This window comes from Thalassobacillus sp. CUG 92003 (assembly GCF_013618635.1).
Classification (GTDB): domain Bacteria; phylum Bacillota; class Bacilli; order Bacillales; family Halobacillaceae; genus CUG-92003.
In genome coordinates this window covers 54,637-69,947 of the sequence record NZ_JABLSJ010000008.1, presented here as the reverse complement: position 1 = coordinate 69,947, position 15,311 = coordinate 54,637, and the positions used below count along the sequence as shown (strand labels likewise).

Genomic DNA, 15,311 nt, shown 5'->3' with positions numbered 1-15,311 from the left:
GTGGTATAAACAAAGTATTAGCCACTAAAAATATTAAGTGATATACTCTTATCAGAATTTGAAAATGAACGAGGAGGAATAATATATGTCAATTGTTAAAGCTAGCGACCAAAACTTTGCTGAAGAAACCAATCAAGGGTTAGTCCTTGCTGATTTTTGGGCACCGTGGTGCGGCCCTTGTAAAATGATAGCACCAGTTCTAGAAGAACTGGATGAAGAAATGAGCGATCAAGTCAAAATCGTTAAGCTTGATGTAGATGAAAATCAGGATACCGCAGGAAAACATGGTGTCATGAGCATCCCGACCCTGCTCTTGTTCAAGGATGGCAAGGTCGTCGATCAAGTGGTTGGTTTTCAACCTAAAGAAGCGCTAGTAGAGTTGATCAATAAGCATTCTTAATGAAATCGTCATGTGGTAAAAGTGATGACAGAAAGCCGCGTTACATCGTAACGCGGCTTTCTGTTGAATAAATGGTAAATCGGCTTTTAAACACTAAAACATGGAGTGAAGCAATCTTGAATCAACAGATAAAAGAAAAATTGTCTGTTCTTCCCGATCAGCCTGGTTGCTACTTAATGAAAGATAAGAACGGCACTATTATATATGTAGGTAAGTCGAAAGTATTAAAAAACAGAGTCCGCTCCTATTTTACCGGCGCTCACGATGGGAAAACGCAGCGTCTTGTGCGGGAAATCATCGATTTTGAATACATCGTGACCTCATCTGAAATTGAAGCACTGATCCTGGAAATGAACATGATAAAAAAGTATGACCCCAAATACAATGTCATGTTGAAGGATGACAAAACGTATCCGTATTTAAAGGTGACAGCTGAAAAACAGCCGCGTCTCATCGTTACGCGAAATGTAAAGAAAGACAAAGGTAAATATTTCGGCCCTTATCCCAACGTCATAGCAGCACGAGAAACGAAAAAGCTGCTTGATCGTCTGTATCCATTAAGAAAATGTAATACAATGCCTGATCGTGTGTGTCTTTATTATCACATGAACCAGTGCCTTGGGCCATGTGAATTTCCCGTGAGCCAAGAGACGAATCGGGATATTGTTCAAAGCATTACGTCATTCTTAAATGGGGGCCACAAAGCTATAAAAAAAGATTTACAAACAAGAATGTACGAAGCATCTGAAGAGATGGATTTTGAGCGGGCGAAAGAGCTTCGCGATCAAATTGAGCATATCGAATCGGTTATGGAACAGCAAAAAATGACCCTGAATGATCAAGTCGACCGCGATATCTTCGGTTACGCTTACGATAAAGGATGGATGTGTGTCCAAGTTTTCTTTGTCCGTCAAGGCAAGCTGATCGAGCGTGACGTGGCCCTGTTCCCGTTTTTTGATGACCCGGAAGAGACGTTCCACAGCTATATTGGTCGGTTTTATCTTCACCAGAATCACCCCTACCCTAAGCAAGTTCTTGTGCCAGTTACAACGAATGTGGAACTCCTTGAAGAATTGCTTGAGACCAAAGTTCACACACCTATAAGAGGTAGGAAGAAAGAATTGGTGGAGCTGGCCATGAAGAACGCTGACATTGCGCTTAAAGAAAAATTTGCTTTGATTGAACAGGATGAAGAGCGGACCATCCGTGCAGTCGAGAAATTGGGTGAGCAACTGAATATCGAGACGCCCCATCGCATCGAGGCGTTTGATAATTCAAACATCCAAGGAACCGATCCAGTTTCTGCGATGGCTGTGTTCGTTGATGGCAAACCATATAAAAATGCCTATAGGAAATACAAGATACGTGAGGTTGAAGGGCCGGATGATTACGACACAATGCGTGAAGTGATTCGCAGAAGATACAAACGCGTGCTGAAAGATGAACTTCCGCTTCCAGATCTTATCATGGTAGATGGGGCGAAAGGTCAGATGAGTGCGGCTGTTGAGGTGTTAGAAAATGAGTTGGGGCTTGATATTCCATTGTGCGGTTTGGCGAAGGATGACAAGCATAAGACGAGTGAACTTTTGTATGGGAACCCTCCTCAGACCGTTGAATTGGATCGCAATTCCCAGGAATTTTATCTGGTTCAGCGGATTCAGGACGAGGTGCACAGGTTTGCCCTCTCCTTTCATCGGCAGTTACGTGGAAAAGGAGCGATCCAATCAGAATTGGATAATATCCCCGGGGTCGGTGAAAAAAGAAGAAGGTTACTTTTGCGTCACTTTAAATCCGTAACGGAAATTAAACAAGCTGCCTCTCAGGATATTGCGAATTTGGGCATCCCGCTTCCTGTAGCGGAAGAGATTTTACGTTACTTGAATAATTCTGAGGAGCCTGCTCAAGAATAGGAGCAGGCTCCTCTCATGACTTTATGGCCGTGATCCATATTTTGTTTGCTTTTTTGTCAATCTCTTCGACACATTCATATGTATGTTGGGGATCCATCAGTTGCAAAGCTTCTGCTATAAAGCCGGCTTCGAGACGGAAATCGACTTCTACCAGCGACTGTTGCAGCCTTTTCTCAATAACATGGCCGTGTACTTCGTATAAGCTTTCTTTCTTTTTTGTTTTGACAGTTGTTAGTTCACCCCAGCCTGAGTACTGAAAGAAGCGGATGAGGTCATCCATATGAGAAATACCGAATTTTCTCGCCATGTTTTTGCCCATATAGTACAGCACAAACATCGCTTCATTTCCAAGAAAATCAGGCAGCGTATAATAGCGGAGCAAATCGAACCCGGCACCTGTTGTGACTAAAGATTGTAAGTCTTGTTCATTAAGACTGTTGCTTTGATTCTTCATGGCTGTCCGTCCTTTCTACACTTATTATTATGGCGTGAAAATCAAGATTAAGCAACCAAGAAAAATAAATAATCAACCAAAAAAACCCATTAGTTTCTCTACTTTTATGACGGTGTTTTCTTGACGGTCATACATGATAGAAGTACAATAAACGTGTCACAAAATGTACATTTGTCAGTTTATGAGGAATGAGGGGGATTTTCCAAGAAAAGATTTTGTTAGGCTGCTTGCTAAAAGCGCTTAAATGTCTGGATAATGTACATCATATAAGACGTTATTTTTTGAGGGGGGTAAACATGGCAGGAACTCGAGGGTATTTTAACAGAAGACTTCATTCATTACTTGGGGTCGTTCCAATCGGCATATTCCTGATTCAACATTTGACAGTTAACTTTTTTGCTACACGCGGTCCGGAAGCATTCAACCAGGCGGCTCATTTTATGGAGAGCTTGCCTTATCGCTTCGTACTGGAGATTTTCATCATTTTCCTTCCTATTCTCTTTCATGGAATCTATGGTGTTTATATTGCGTTTACAGCTCGTTATAACGTGTCGAATTATGGATATTTCAGGAACTGGATGTTCTTATTACAGCGTTTAACAGGCGTCATAACGCTCATTTTTATTGCCTGGCACGTGTGGGAAACACGTATCGCTATTGGGTTCGGTTGGTCCGAGCTTAATTATCAATTGATGGAAAGTATATTGACGGATCCGTTTTTCTTTTGGTTCTACATAGTTGGAGTTGTTTCAACGACTTTCCACTTCTCGAATGGCTTGTGGTCTTTCTGCGTAAGCTGGGGTCTGACGATTACACCTCGTTCGCAGCGTTTGTTGACGTATGCTACCTTAGTTGTATTTGTGGCGATCTCTTACGTTGGTGTAAGAACGCTTATTCAATTCGCTTACGGTAGTTAAACGATTTATAGCAGACATTTTATATTAGTAAGGTTAAAGGGGTGAGCTAGAATCATGAGTGATAAAAATATTATTGTTGTCGGCGGCGGCCTGGCTGGTTTGATGGCAACGATCAAAGCTGCAGAGGCTGGCGTGCACGTTGATTTACTTTCTATAGTTCCAGTTAAACGTTCTCACTCCGTTTGCGCGCAAGGTGGTATTAACGGAGCGGTCAATACAAAAGGGGAAGGGGACTCCCCTTGGGAACACTTTGATGATACAGTTTACGGTGGTGACTTCCTTGCTAACCAACCGCCTGTAAAAGCTATGTGTGATGCAGCACCAAGCATCATTCACCTCTTGGATCGTATGGGGGTAATGTTCAACCGAACGCCAGAAGGGCTGCTTGATTTTAGACGTTTTGGAGGCACACAGCATCACCGGACTGCCTATGCTGGTGCGACCACAGGACAGCAGCTTCTCTACGCCCTGGATGAACAGGTGCGTCGTCATGAGGTGAACGGTCTTGTAACAAAATATGAAAGCTGGGAATTCCTATCTGCCATCGTCGATGATGACGGAATAGGCCGTGGCGTTGTCGCACAAGACATGCACAGCCATGAGGTCAGATCCTTTCCAGCGGATGCTGTTATTATGGCAACAGGCGGCCCAGGGATTATCTTTGGTAAATCAACGAATTCGGTGATCAATACTGGTTCGGCTGCAGGTGCACTTTATCAACAAGGCGTTCGTTATGGTAATGGAGAATTCATACAAATTCACCCGACAGCTATCCCGGGGGATGACAAGCTTCGCTTAATGAGTGAGTCCGCACGTGGTGAAGGTGGTCGCGTTTGGACTTATAAAGATGGGGAGCCGTGGTACTTCCTCGAGGAAAAATACCCTGCGTACGGGAATCTTGTTCCGAGAGATATTGCCACACGTGAAATATTTGATGTGTGTGTGAATCAAAAACTCGGTATCAACGGAGAAAACATGGTCTATCTCGACCTTTCCCACAAAGATTCTGAGGAACTGGATGTAAAATTGGGCGGAATCATAGAAATCTATGAAAAATTTGTGGGTGAAGACCCACGGAAAGTACCAATGAAAATTTTCCCGGCTGTCCACTACTCAATGGGCGGTATGTATGTTGATTATAATCAAATGACGCATATCCCTGGTGTTTTTGCCGCGGGTGAATGCGACTATACGCAGCACGGGGCGAACCGCTTAGGAGCAAATTCGCTGCTCTCGTCCATTTTTGGTGGAATGGAAGCAGGTCCGAATGCCGTGAAATACATTGAAGGGCTCGAATCTCTGGCCGACGATATGAGTGCTGAGTTATTCGATCGTAAACGAAAAGAAGAAGAAGAGAAATTCGAAGAAATCATGAATATGGATGGCGATGAGAACGCATATCAAATCCATAAAGAACTTGGTGAGTGGATGACTGATTATGTCACAGTTGTCCGGGATAATGAAAATCTATTAAAAACAGACGAAAAGATACAGGAATTGATGGAGCGGTATAAGCGCATCAATATCAACGATACGAGCCGTTGGACGAACCAAGGCGCGATGTTTACCCGTCAATTGTGGAATATGTTACAATTGGCTCGAGTCATTACACTTGGAGCTTATAACCGTAACGAAAGCCGCGGAGCCCATTATAAGCCCGATTACCCTGAGCGTAATGATGAAGAATGGTTGAAAACCACTCTAGCGTCATATGATCCAGTCGAGAACAAACCTGTTTTCACGTATGAAGATGTAGATACATCATTAATAGAACCGCGGAAGCGCGACTACTCTAAAGGTAAAGGGGGTAACAAATGATGAGTGACACAGCAACTCAGAACAAGACGGTCACGTTCATCATCACACGACAGGACGACCCTGAATCTGCACCATATGAAGAGACATTTGAACTTCCCTACCGAGAAAATATGAATGTTATCTCAGGTTTGATGGAGATTCGCCGTAACCCTGTCAATGCTAATGGAGAGAAAACGTCTCCTGTATTCTGGGATATGAACTGCCTGGAAGAAGTTTGTGGGGCTTGCTCGATGTATGTCAACGGCAAAGCTCGGCAATCTTGCACGGCTCTAGTCGATCAACTTGAGCAGCCAATCCGCCTGGCTCCCATGACGACGTTTCCAATTACGAGGGATTTAGCCGTTGATCGCAGCCGGATGTTTGATTCACTTAAAAAAGTGAAAGGCTGGATTCCGATTGATGGCACACACGACTTAGGGCCAGGGCCAAAAATGGCCGAAAGCAAACGCCAATGGGCTTATGAATTGTCCAAATGTATGACGTGCGGTGTTTGTTTAGAAGCTTGTCCGAACGTCAATGACAAATCTGATTTCATTGGTCCAGCCGCTCTGTCTCAGGTTCGCTTGTTTAATAGTCATCCAACAGGTGAAATGAACAAGAGTGAACGTCTGGAAACCATAATGGATGAAGAAGGCATTATGGGGTGCGGGAACGCACAGAACTGTGTAGAATCATGTCCGAAGGGGATTCCACTGACGACCTCATTGGCTGCACTTTACCGTGACACTGCCATCGAGTCATTCAAAAGCTTCTTTGGAAGTGACAATCGCACATAAGGAATGAGAGAGCCTCTCCATGATGGGGAGGCTTTTTACATATTCAATGGAAATGGAGAGGGAAATTGTGAAGCATGTATCTTACATAAATGATGAAAAAAATTGGAGAGAAGAGTTTGAATTTACTATTCCAGTTCATGTTCGGTTCTCAGAAACGGATATGTTTGGTCATATGAATAATACGATTCCGTTCATTTATTTTGAAGAAGCTCGGATCGCTTTTTTGAAACACCATCAGGTATTTTCAGACTTGCAACATGAAAGTCATGTCATGCCGGTCGTCGCCGATTTGCAATGTGATTTTCATCAACAGGTTTACTTTGATGAGAAGTTGAAGCTGTTTGTAAAGGTCGACCAGATTGGACGCACCTCATGTGATCTTCATTATCTGGCAACAAAAGAGAATGGAACATTGGCTTTTACCGGGAGAGGGCGCATGGTGCAAATTTCCACAGATACAGGTGAACCATATCCATGGACACATGAAGTCCAGCATCGCCTTGATGCCTCCCGTGTTCAAATCGAATGTTCCTGAAATAAGAGGGTCTGTTTGTAGAGTAGCCATATAATAAATTATTTCAAAGAAGGGGGCGCTGTCGTCGCCTTCGTTTTGAGGGAGTAACTTATCATGAAATCTTTAAAAAGCCGCCATATTGCCGTACTGTTATTTTTTGTGGCATCCATTGTCTATCTGATGGTTTTATCGGTAACGTCTCCTTATATGGGGGTTGAGTTAAGATACGAAAGTGGAGATTATTTCATAGAAGAAAGAAAATCAAACGGATGGGCAGACAGTCATGGTGTGCCGCTGGGCTCGGAGCTCGTGAGGGTAAATGGTCAGGATCCTGATACTCATATGTCGGTAAATGCCTTTCATGAACTTGAAAGAGTGTCATCGTTTACTGTTCAGGAAGGTCATGACACCTTCATCTATCAAGATATACGCGGGTTGAGCCTGCAGCATTGGCTGCTATATATCGTAGTGCCCGGGCTATTTTTTCTGGGGATTCTTGCTATAGCGGCTTTGCTTTATAAAAAAGTACCAAGTCGGTACTCATCCGAACAATTAATCATCTTTTTTTTGACGATTGCATTAGGTTATATGAGCAATACAGGCGCTATTCGTAATGATTTATATGGCACATTCTTAAATACATCGATGTTCTTAGTTGCGCCAGTTCTCCTCACGCATTATTTGTATAAATACTTCGCTGAATTAAATGTGTACTGGTTTTCGAAGCGTATGTACCAACTTTTTTATGGTATTGCTGTTGGCATGTCTCTTTTGGAATTATACTTTTTGTTGAAGCCTGGTTACCCAGGTTGGTTCAGAGCGGTTCCGGCCCTCACCTTATTAGGATTGATCTCAGCGTTATTCTTGATTATTATTCGCGGATACAAACAGCATAAGTATTCCTCGTCCGGTCCTATTTTCAAGTATGTCAATGTTGGCATGGGCATTGCATTCATTCCGTATGTCCTGTTTTATTTACTTCCGAGTCTCATCTTTGGCTTTTACATTATGCCTCTCGAAGTGGTGGCGTGCTTCTTGATTGCGCTGCCGGTTACATTCTTATATTTAGTGACACGAGAGCAATTGATCGATATTACGTTTGTGATGGGCCGGATCAGATATAATACATTGATTTCTGCCATTCCAAGCGTGGTCATGACCGCCATTACCGCCATGGTTTTAAATACGGGCCTTACGGTGCTGACGTTGTTTCAAATTTATTTAGCTGTCCACCTTCTCTTAATCATTTTCTTATCCTTAAAGGAAACCTTGGATTTCAGACTGCAGCGTTACCTTTTTGCTGCGAAATACAGTTATCAGGAAAGTATGCATAGGTTATCACAAGATATGAAACAGCAGTCCAACGCAGTCGATTTAATGAAGACCATGCGAAACGAAGTGAAAAACGTACTCGATGTCCGGGAGATCTACATTTACTCGAAACATAATCAACGCAATATTTACTGTGTCTATGATCGGATCCCTACTCAAATTTTAGATCATTTTACTCACGACTTAGAAATGAGTAAACCTGAAATTGGCTCAGTTATTGAAACAACTGAAGGTTTTGGGGTTGTCGTAGGCTATTCTTTATCTAAAGTCACCATGATGTGGTGTTCAGGAAAAAAAGATTTTACAACGTTGAATCGTGACGAAAAATTGTACCTCCAGACCATTGCTCATAATGCGAATATCGCGATAGAGAATATGAACTTGATTGAAGATCTGTTGAAAGAATTGCAGACGCTAAAGAATGACCACACCCAACGGTACCCCGCCTGGCTTTCGAGGTTATTGTTTTCAATCGCTGAAAACCAGCGGAAACAGTTATCGATCGATCTTCATGATACCGTGTTGCAAGAACAATTGTATTTGTATCGGCGAATGGATGACATGTTAGAAAATCGGTCTGACCTGCCAGACTCATTACATGAAGAACTGATAAGGTTTAGGGAATCTTTGTTAGATGGTATTCACTTAATAAGAGAAACGTGTAATGAATTGAGACCTGCTTTCATTGAAGAATTAGGACTCGTACAATCATTGAAGAATTTGATTCAGCAATATCAATTACGATCAAATTTCACTGTGTATTTCCACCATCATGAATTTGACGTTCAGCTGGATCAGGAACATGTGTTAGCCACATACCGTATTGTACAGGAATTATTATCGAACGCTATGAAACATTCGAAAGCGAACACTGTGACATTGCTGTTGTCGAATGATAATCAAATGACCCGTTTATATTATGCCGATAATGGAATTGGCATGGATTACTCGGAAAGCCGGGATTTATTCTCCCATATCGGGCTTTCAGGCATTGAACAGCGTGTCAATGGACTACATGGCAGTATCGATATTAGAACAGCCCACCAAAAAGGGTTTACAGCTGAAATTATTTTTCCGCATGTGATTTACCGGGAGGTGTCTCCGTGAAACGCGTATTAATTGTCGATGATCATCCCGCAGTGGGTGAAGGAACCAAAACGATGCTTGAACAAGAAAACGATATACAAGTGGAAGTGATCGAGGAGAGTTCCCGTACCGAGGAGATGGTTGAGCACTATAACTTTAATGTCCTGCTTCTGGATCTTTACATGCCAGGGATAAATGGGATTGAACTGGCGAAAAAATTAAGGAAAAATTATCCGGATCTTACTATTTTAATTTATACAGGCTTTGATTTGAGCACGCATTTCAACATGCTTGTGGAAGCAGATATTTCAGGGTTTGTAAGTAAAACGGCTTCGAAGGAACAATTAGTTACCGCTATCCGATGTGCCCTCCGTGATGAGGTCGTCATCCCCCTCCATTTGTTTAAACAGTTGCGGCGCTCCGAAGCAAGTGCTAATTCTGATGAGGATGCCTCTGAAGGAACGACGCTGGTGTCGTTAAATGAAAAAGAACAGGCCATCCTTCAGGAAGTGGCCTCCGGTCTCACGAACCGCGAAATTGCGCATAGTCTGCATATGTCACAGCGCAGTGTTGAATATACATTGACGGGTATATTCAATAAATTAGGGGTGAGATCCAGAACGGAAGCGTTATTTAAAGCACAAGAGCTTGGTCTTGTATCAAAATCTTAAAGTGAGAGAAGCACAGAAGGCTCCGTTTTCTCATAAGATACCTTGACTAGATAATCCCCTTTGGCCAGTTCAGAACAGCAAGGAGGGGTACATTTGTGAAGGAGGACGGCTATCGCCCGAAACAGATTCTGACCAAACGTGAGAGGGAAGTGTTTGAGCTTCTGGTTCAGGATAAAACTACAAAAGAGATTGCCAAAGAATTATTTATATCTGAAAAGACCGTTCGCAATCATATTTCAAATGCGATGCAGAAACTTGGTGTCAAAGGACGGTCGCAGGCAGTCGTCGAATTGCTTCGCATGGGGGAACTTGAGTTGTAGATTTTGTCCCTGTTAGAGAATGGTGGACGAAAACGCATGATCTTCCCGCCAATTTTTGACCCTTTCAAGGAGGTTGAGCTATAGTGGCTTATGAATCCTGAAAGGGTTTTTTGATGACCTAAAACGTTTTTTCTTGAATTTTTCGCCGGAAACCACGAGAATGATAGACAACGAAACATTGTGATAGGAGTGCTGAAGGTGTCCAATACACAAACGCCATCTAAGATTGGCAACGTTGAGAAAGAACTGCGTTACATATCAGGCATCATCAAACAAAAGGGTCGAGAAATCTTGCACCATTACCCGATTACGGCTCCTCAGTTTGTGGCTTTGCAATGGTTGATGGACTCAGGCGACATGACGATAGGGGAGCTTTCAAATAAGATTCATCTGGCATGCAGCACCACCACAGACTTAGTGGACCGCATGGAAAAAAATCAACTGGTTGAGCGTGTCCGCGATCCCGATGATCGTCGGGTGGTTCAAATACATGCTTTGCATAAAGGGAAAGAAATCATCGATGAAGTAATCGAGAAGCGCAAGGATTATTTGCATGATGTGTTAAGCGAAGTATCAGAGGAAGAGGTAGAAACGTTGAATAATCTCCTTAACCTCCTTCATAACAAAATGGTGGATGCTGACCATAAAACAGACTAGACAACAGAGAAAAAGAGGGATTATACATGTCAAAACCTATAGGTGTCATTGATTCTGGGGTAGGGGGACTTACGGTGGCCAGGGAGTTGATTAGACAGCTTCCTAAAGAGCGCATGATTTATCTCGGTGATACATTGCGCTGTCCTTATGGCCCGAGACCAAAAGAAGAAGTCAGAACTTTCACGTGGCAGATGGTCAATTATCTCTTAGATAAAGATATAAAACTCCTTGTCATAGCGTGTAATACGGCGACAGCTTTTACATTGGATGAGCTCCAGGATACACTCGATATCCCAGTTATTGGGGTCATTGAACCTGGTGCGCGGGCGGCGATTAAGGTCAGCCGCAATAAACGCATTGGCGTCATCGGAACAGAGGGGACTGTCAGTTCTCAAGCCTATCCGAATACATTAAAAGCCATTGACCAGCAAATCAAGGTCAACGATTTGTCATGTCCCGCTTTTGTACCTATGGTGGAAGACGGTATGTTTGACGGGACAGAGGCTGAAGAGATTGTTGCCCATACACTGCGCCCGTTAAAAGAAAAGAATCATATCGATACACTGATTTTAGGCTGTACGCACTATCCTTTGATTCGAGACTTGATCCAGCAGGAAATGGGCGAGCATATCCAAGTGATTTGTTCAGGTGAGGAAACAGCGAGAGAAGCAAGCTTTATTCTCGCTTATAACGATCAATTGTATAATGGCTCTACCCCTCCCAAACACGAATTTTACAGCACAGGGGATCTTGAAAAGTTCGAAAAAGTAGCGAATGGCTGGTTTAATGAGCCGGTATCCTTTTTAAAACAAATTGAATTATCCTTAAACTCTAGCCGCACTTCTTAAGGTGCGGTTATTTTTATGCTCTCCTGCAAACGGTTGGTCTAAATAGCTTAGCGGCTCGTATATATAATAGTACAAACCATCACAGGAGGGAATAGCATGAAAAAATGCGTTATTAAACCCTTATCAATAGCGGCACTGGCGAGTCTTTTTGTATTGTCAGGTTGCTTTTTTGAAGGAGAACAGTCTCTAGAAGAAATGGATGTACCGGAAGAAGTTACGAATGTAGATCCTGAAAATGAACAGCCAGATGATTCTGCAGATGATTCTGGTGAAGCCCCAGAGGAAGCTGAAGGCGAACAAGAAGAAACATCAAATGAAACGGTGAAGCGGCAACTTTATTTACTTGACGCGAATGGGATGGTCGTCCCTCAAACGTTAGATTTGCCGAAAATATCATCTAAAGAAGTGGCGACTCAGTCGTTAGAATATTTGGTGAAGGGCGGTCCTGTAACTGAACTGCTGCCGGAAGGATTTCAAGCCGTACTTCCCCAGGGAACTGAGATTAAAGGTTTGAATTTAAAAGAAGACGGTACGTTAGTTGTGGATGTGTCAAAAGAGTTTGCAGATTATCGAGCGGAAGAAGAAGCGGATATTTTGCAGGCGATGACTTTCACTCTTACACAATTTGATAATGTAGACAAAATAAAGTTATGGATCAACGGCTATGAAAAAACGGAAATGCCTGTGAGCGGAACACCTATATCTGATGGCGTATCGCGTTCAAACGGCATTAACTTGCAAGGCGGGCAATCAGTAGATTTAGTGGATAGTAGAGCAGTAACGCTCTACTATCCTGCTCAAAACGAAGCCAATCACGTGTATCATGTACCTGTCACCACAAGGGTCAAAGGTGATGGTGAACTGAACGAAGCCATTGTACAAGCTTTAGTTGACGGACCTGCCTTTAATCTTCCATTGCTCAGTGCATTCAATGACGGGGTACAATTGCAAAATACGGCACTAGATGACGGTGTTTTATCTCTCACATTCAATGAAGCTTTGCTAACAAACGCTGAAGAAAGTTCTGTGTCAGATGCAGTCATGAAGAGTCTGGTTATGTCTTTGACTGAACAGGAAGGCGTCGAGGCTGTAAACGTTCAAATTGAAGGGTTCGAGCAAATTTATAATGAAAACGGCGAGGATTATGCTGAGCCCGTTACCCGGAATGATGTGACAGGGGCGGAGCCGCTATAACCCTTAACAAGGCGCTATCATCCATATGGATATTTCAGACCAGGTTGGAATAAAACTAAATAAAACACAAAAATCCCAAACGATTCAGCGAAACGTTCGGGATTTTTGTGTTTTAGAAAGGTGTTCCATGACCGCTCCGTCAAAACACGCCGCTTTCCCACGGGCACGGACTCTGCTCCAAAGGCAAAGAACGCTTTTCTGCGGGATCGTCGACTCGCGCTGTTCGGAGGAGACTACGTGTTTTGACGACGCTCATGAACATCGTTGAAACGTATATCCATTTTCAATGGTTCATTCCTTTTGGAGAGAAGTTGAGTTGATGTAATATTTTTGAAATAATAATGATTAAGTTAAATTTGAAAGGGGAACTTACTTTGGCGAAAAAATGCGGTTGTCTTGCGTTTTTCTTATTGATGCTGTTATTCGGGTGTTCAGGGAAAAGTTCCGAGATGTATCAAGTGGAGCAATCAAACGTGAGCAACCAACTATAAGGAGTCGACTTTGAATATCAATTGCCAGTAGAATTACCTTTTGAACTAGTCAAAGTTGATGTTACTCAACCTTCTCATAGCCAACCTATTTTTATAGTGGATTACATGGGTGAAGAAGATGTGCATATCTCGTTAGAAGTAGCCCATGCAGATGTTAATCTATCGAGTCAAACGGATATAGAAGAAGTTGGGATTGATGGCGAAACAGGTGATTATTTCGAAAATGAACAGGATGCTCGTTTTCTTGTTTGGGAAGTAGAAGGTGTCAATTATCTAATGAGCACTAGACGTGAGATTGGTAAAGAGGCATTAATTTCTACTGCGGAGTCATTCCAGTAAAGCGTTTTGATAAATTATGATAACGGAAAAAGATATAATATCACCGTCCTTTCCTTAGTTACGAATCCTGCTATTATGAATAATGCACGCTGAGCAATTCATATCAACACGTTTATTTTTATACACGACCCGCTTTCATCTCTCACTCAAGAATTAAAATATGTTACGATAGGCTAGGATAAGGAATAAGGAGGCAAACGTCATGAGAGTGGATGAACGTGATAGTAATCAATTGAGACCTATAAAAATAGAGACGAATTATATAAAGCACCCGGAAGGATCGGTGTTGATTTCAGTCGGGGATACGAAAGTGATTTGCAACGCCAGTGTGGAGGACCGCGTCCCCCCATTTTTGCGTGGGCAGAACAAAGGCTGGATCACAGCGGAATATGCGATGCTTCCCCGGGCGACGGAACAGCGGAATATCCGCGAATCGTCCAAAGGCAAAGTAGGGGGGCGGACAATGGAAATCCAAAGACTCATCGGGCGCGCTTTACGTTCAGTCGTTGATCTTGATCAAATCGGTGAACGGACGCTTTGGGTCGATTGTGACGTCATACAAGCTGACGGGGGTACGCGGACCGCCTCCATTACCGGAGCATACGTAGCCGTCGTACTAGCGTTTGGCAAACTGATCGAGAATAAGACGCTCAAAAAAATGCCGATAACAGACTACTTAGCAGCCACGTCGGTTGGCGTGCTGCCTGAGGGATCTGAAATTCTAGATTTATGTTACGAAGAAGACAGCCAGGCACAAGTAGATATGAATGTTGTGATGACCGGTAACGGTGAATTTGTTGAACTGCAGGGAACGGGAGAAGAGGCTACCTTTTCAAATGTTCAGCTTCAGAATATGCTCAGTCTAGCCCATGAAGGAATAGAAGACATTTTTAAGCAGCAGCAAAGTGTTCTGGGTCAATTGAGCGAGAAGATTGACGAAAACCGACTCAAGCATAGCTCAGCGGAGGCACAGAAATGAACCAAATCGTAGTCGCAACAAAAAATCCGGGAAAAGTAGAAGAGTTCAAGACGATGTTGTCCCGCCACGGATATGCGGTTAAATCCTTACTGGACTTTGACGAACCAATTGATGATATCGTTGAAAATGGGCAAACGTTTGAAGAGAATGCTGCTATTAAAGCAGAGACGATTTCACAGCAATTCGGAGTCGCCGTGTTAGCTGATGATTCCGGGTTAGAGGTCGACGCGCTAGAAGGCCGACCTGGCATCTATTCTGCCCGTTACGCTGGAGAACATAAAAGTGATCATGATAATCTTCAAAAAGTATTGAATGAATTACAGGATATGCCTGATAATGAGCGGGCTGCCCGTTTTGTATGCAGCATTGCGCTTGCCACTGTAAACGAAGAAACATTATTCGTCAGAGGTACGTGTGAAGGCTCGATTGCCAGAGAGCCCCGGGGGCACAATGGATTTGGTTATGATCCGATCTTCATCCCGAATGGAGCAAACCGGACATTGGCCGAGCATTCCGCAGAGGAGAAAAACGCAATCAGTCACAGAGCTGAAGCCATCCGTCAAATCGACCAATGGCTCACACACTAATGTAAAAGAGGTGGTATT

Annotated in this window: 16 protein-coding genes; 15 read left to right on the top strand and 1 reads right to left on the bottom strand. The window is 43.1% G+C overall.

The features are described from left to right. Positions 1-85: 85 nt before the first annotated feature. Together trxA and uvrC are read left to right on the top strand one after the other, a co-directional pair. On the top strand, positions 86-400 hold the full coding sequence (trxA, locus tag HOP45_RS13160; protein WP_181349766.1) for a thioredoxin: 315 nt from the start codon (positions 86-88) through the stop codon (positions 398-400). Between the two features lie 116 nt (positions 401-516). Beyond that, on the top strand, positions 517-2,310 hold the full coding sequence (gene uvrC / locus HOP45_RS13155) for an excinuclease ABC subunit UvrC (RefSeq protein ID WP_181349765.1): 1,794 nt from the start codon (positions 517-519) through the stop codon (positions 2,308-2,310). 13 nt (positions 2,311-2,323) lie between these two features. On the opposite strand, the gene HOP45_RS13150 is transcribed toward uvrC, so the two are convergent. Further along, positions 2,324-2,764, bottom strand: coding sequence for a YslB family protein (locus tag HOP45_RS13150; RefSeq protein WP_181349764.1), 441 nt, complete (start codon positions 2,762-2,764; stop codon positions 2,324-2,326). Positions 2,765-3,060: 296 nt separating this feature from the next. Here HOP45_RS13150 and HOP45_RS13145 point away from each other — a divergent pair, with 296 nt between their 5' ends. From HOP45_RS13145 to HOP45_RS13085, 13 genes are all read left to right on the top strand, one after another. Further along, entirely contained in the window at positions 3,061-3,681 is a 621-nt protein-coding gene (locus HOP45_RS13145) for a succinate dehydrogenase cytochrome b558 subunit (RefSeq protein WP_181349763.1), read from the top strand. 54 nt (positions 3,682-3,735) lie between these two features. Further along, positions 3,736-5,499, top strand: coding sequence for a succinate dehydrogenase flavoprotein subunit (gene sdhA / locus HOP45_RS13140; RefSeq protein ID WP_181349762.1), 1,764 nt, complete (start codon positions 3,736-3,738; stop codon positions 5,497-5,499). Further along, positions 5,499-6,275, top strand: a complete 777-nt coding sequence (sdhB, locus tag HOP45_RS13135; RefSeq protein WP_181349761.1) for a succinate dehydrogenase iron-sulfur subunit — start codon at positions 5,499-5,501, stop codon at positions 6,273-6,275. The genes sdhA and sdhB overlap by 1 nt, the downstream gene beginning before the upstream one ends. A 52-nt stretch (positions 6,276-6,327) precedes the next feature. Continuing rightward, complete coding sequence (locus HOP45_RS13130; protein WP_181349961.1) at positions 6,328-6,810, top strand: acyl-CoA thioesterase; 483 nt, start codon at positions 6,328-6,330, stop codon at positions 6,808-6,810. 93 nt (positions 6,811-6,903) lie between these two features. Continuing rightward, complete coding sequence (locus HOP45_RS13125) at positions 6,904-9,228, top strand: sensor histidine kinase (RefSeq protein ID WP_181349760.1); 2,325 nt, start codon at positions 6,904-6,906, stop codon at positions 9,226-9,228. Further along, positions 9,225-9,878: a response regulator transcription factor gene (locus tag HOP45_RS13120; RefSeq protein ID WP_181349759.1), complete on the top strand. Its 654-nt coding sequence runs from the start codon at positions 9,225-9,227 to the stop codon at positions 9,876-9,878. The genes HOP45_RS13125 and HOP45_RS13120 overlap by 4 nt, the downstream gene beginning before the upstream one ends. 95 nt (positions 9,879-9,973) lie before the next feature. After that, the gene (locus HOP45_RS13115) at positions 9,974-10,198 is read left to right on the top strand and encodes a helix-turn-helix domain-containing protein (RefSeq protein WP_181349758.1); all 225 of its coding nucleotides are present in this window, start codon (positions 9,974-9,976) and stop codon (positions 10,196-10,198) included. A 198-nt stretch (positions 10,199-10,396) separates the two neighbouring features. Continuing rightward, positions 10,397-10,855, top strand: a complete 459-nt coding sequence (locus HOP45_RS13110) for a MarR family winged helix-turn-helix transcriptional regulator (RefSeq protein ID WP_181349757.1) — start codon at positions 10,397-10,399, stop codon at positions 10,853-10,855. Between the two features lie 26 nt (positions 10,856-10,881). Next, positions 10,882-11,703, top strand: coding sequence for a glutamate racemase (racE, locus tag HOP45_RS13105; protein ID WP_181349756.1), 822 nt, complete (start codon positions 10,882-10,884; stop codon positions 11,701-11,703). A 96-nt stretch (positions 11,704-11,799) separates the two neighbouring features. Then, positions 11,800-12,897, top strand: a complete 1,098-nt coding sequence (locus HOP45_RS13100; protein WP_181349755.1) for a GerMN domain-containing protein — start codon at positions 11,800-11,802, stop codon at positions 12,895-12,897. Positions 12,898-13,493: 596 nt separating this feature from the next. After that, positions 13,494-13,727 (top strand): DUF4367 domain-containing protein, encoded by a 234-nt coding sequence (locus HOP45_RS13095; RefSeq protein WP_181349754.1) that lies wholly within the window; start codon positions 13,494-13,496, stop codon positions 13,725-13,727. Between the two features lie 202 nt (positions 13,728-13,929). Beyond that, on the top strand, positions 13,930-14,706 hold the full coding sequence (gene rph / locus HOP45_RS13090) for a ribonuclease PH (protein ID WP_181349753.1): 777 nt from the start codon (positions 13,930-13,932) through the stop codon (positions 14,704-14,706). Next, positions 14,703-15,293 (top strand): XTP/dITP diphosphatase, encoded by a 591-nt coding sequence (locus HOP45_RS13085; RefSeq protein ID WP_181349752.1) that lies wholly within the window; start codon positions 14,703-14,705, stop codon positions 15,291-15,293. Before rph ends, HOP45_RS13085 begins: the two co-directional genes overlap by 4 nt. Positions 15,294-15,311: the final 18 nt, after the last annotated feature.

Bases quoted from the DNA above. Each gene is read 5' to 3' on its own strand.
- trxA (WP_181349766.1), top strand. From the start codon at position 86: ATGTCAATTGTTAAAGCTAGCGACCAAAACTTTGCTGAAGAAACCAAT.
- HOP45_RS13150 (WP_181349764.1), bottom strand. From the start codon at position 2,764: ATGAAGAATCAAAGCAACAGTCTTAATGAACAAGACTTACAATCTTTA.
- HOP45_RS13145 (WP_181349763.1), top strand. From the start codon at position 3,061: ATGGCAGGAACTCGAGGGTATTTTAACAGAAGACTTCATTCATTACTT.
- sdhA (WP_181349762.1), top strand. From the start codon at position 3,736: ATGAGTGATAAAAATATTATTGTTGTCGGCGGCGGCCTGGCTGGTTTG.
- sdhB (WP_181349761.1), top strand. From the start codon at position 5,499: ATGAGTGACACAGCAACTCAGAACAAGACGGTCACGTTCATCATCACA.
- HOP45_RS13130 (WP_181349961.1), top strand. From the start codon at position 6,328: ATGGAGAGGGAAATTGTGAAGCATGTATCTTACATAAATGATGAAAAA.
- HOP45_RS13125 (WP_181349760.1), top strand. From the start codon at position 6,904: ATGAAATCTTTAAAAAGCCGCCATATTGCCGTACTGTTATTTTTTGTG.
- racE (WP_181349756.1), top strand. From the start codon at position 10,882: ATGTCAAAACCTATAGGTGTCATTGATTCTGGGGTAGGGGGACTTACG.
- HOP45_RS13100 (WP_181349755.1), top strand. From the start codon at position 11,800: ATGAAAAAATGCGTTATTAAACCCTTATCAATAGCGGCACTGGCGAGT.
- HOP45_RS13095 (WP_181349754.1), top strand. From the start codon at position 13,494: ATGGGTGAAGAAGATGTGCATATCTCGTTAGAAGTAGCCCATGCAGAT.
- rph (WP_181349753.1), top strand. From the start codon at position 13,930: ATGAGAGTGGATGAACGTGATAGTAATCAATTGAGACCTATAAAAATA.
- HOP45_RS13085 (WP_181349752.1), top strand. From the start codon at position 14,703: ATGAACCAAATCGTAGTCGCAACAAAAAATCCGGGAAAAGTAGAAGAG.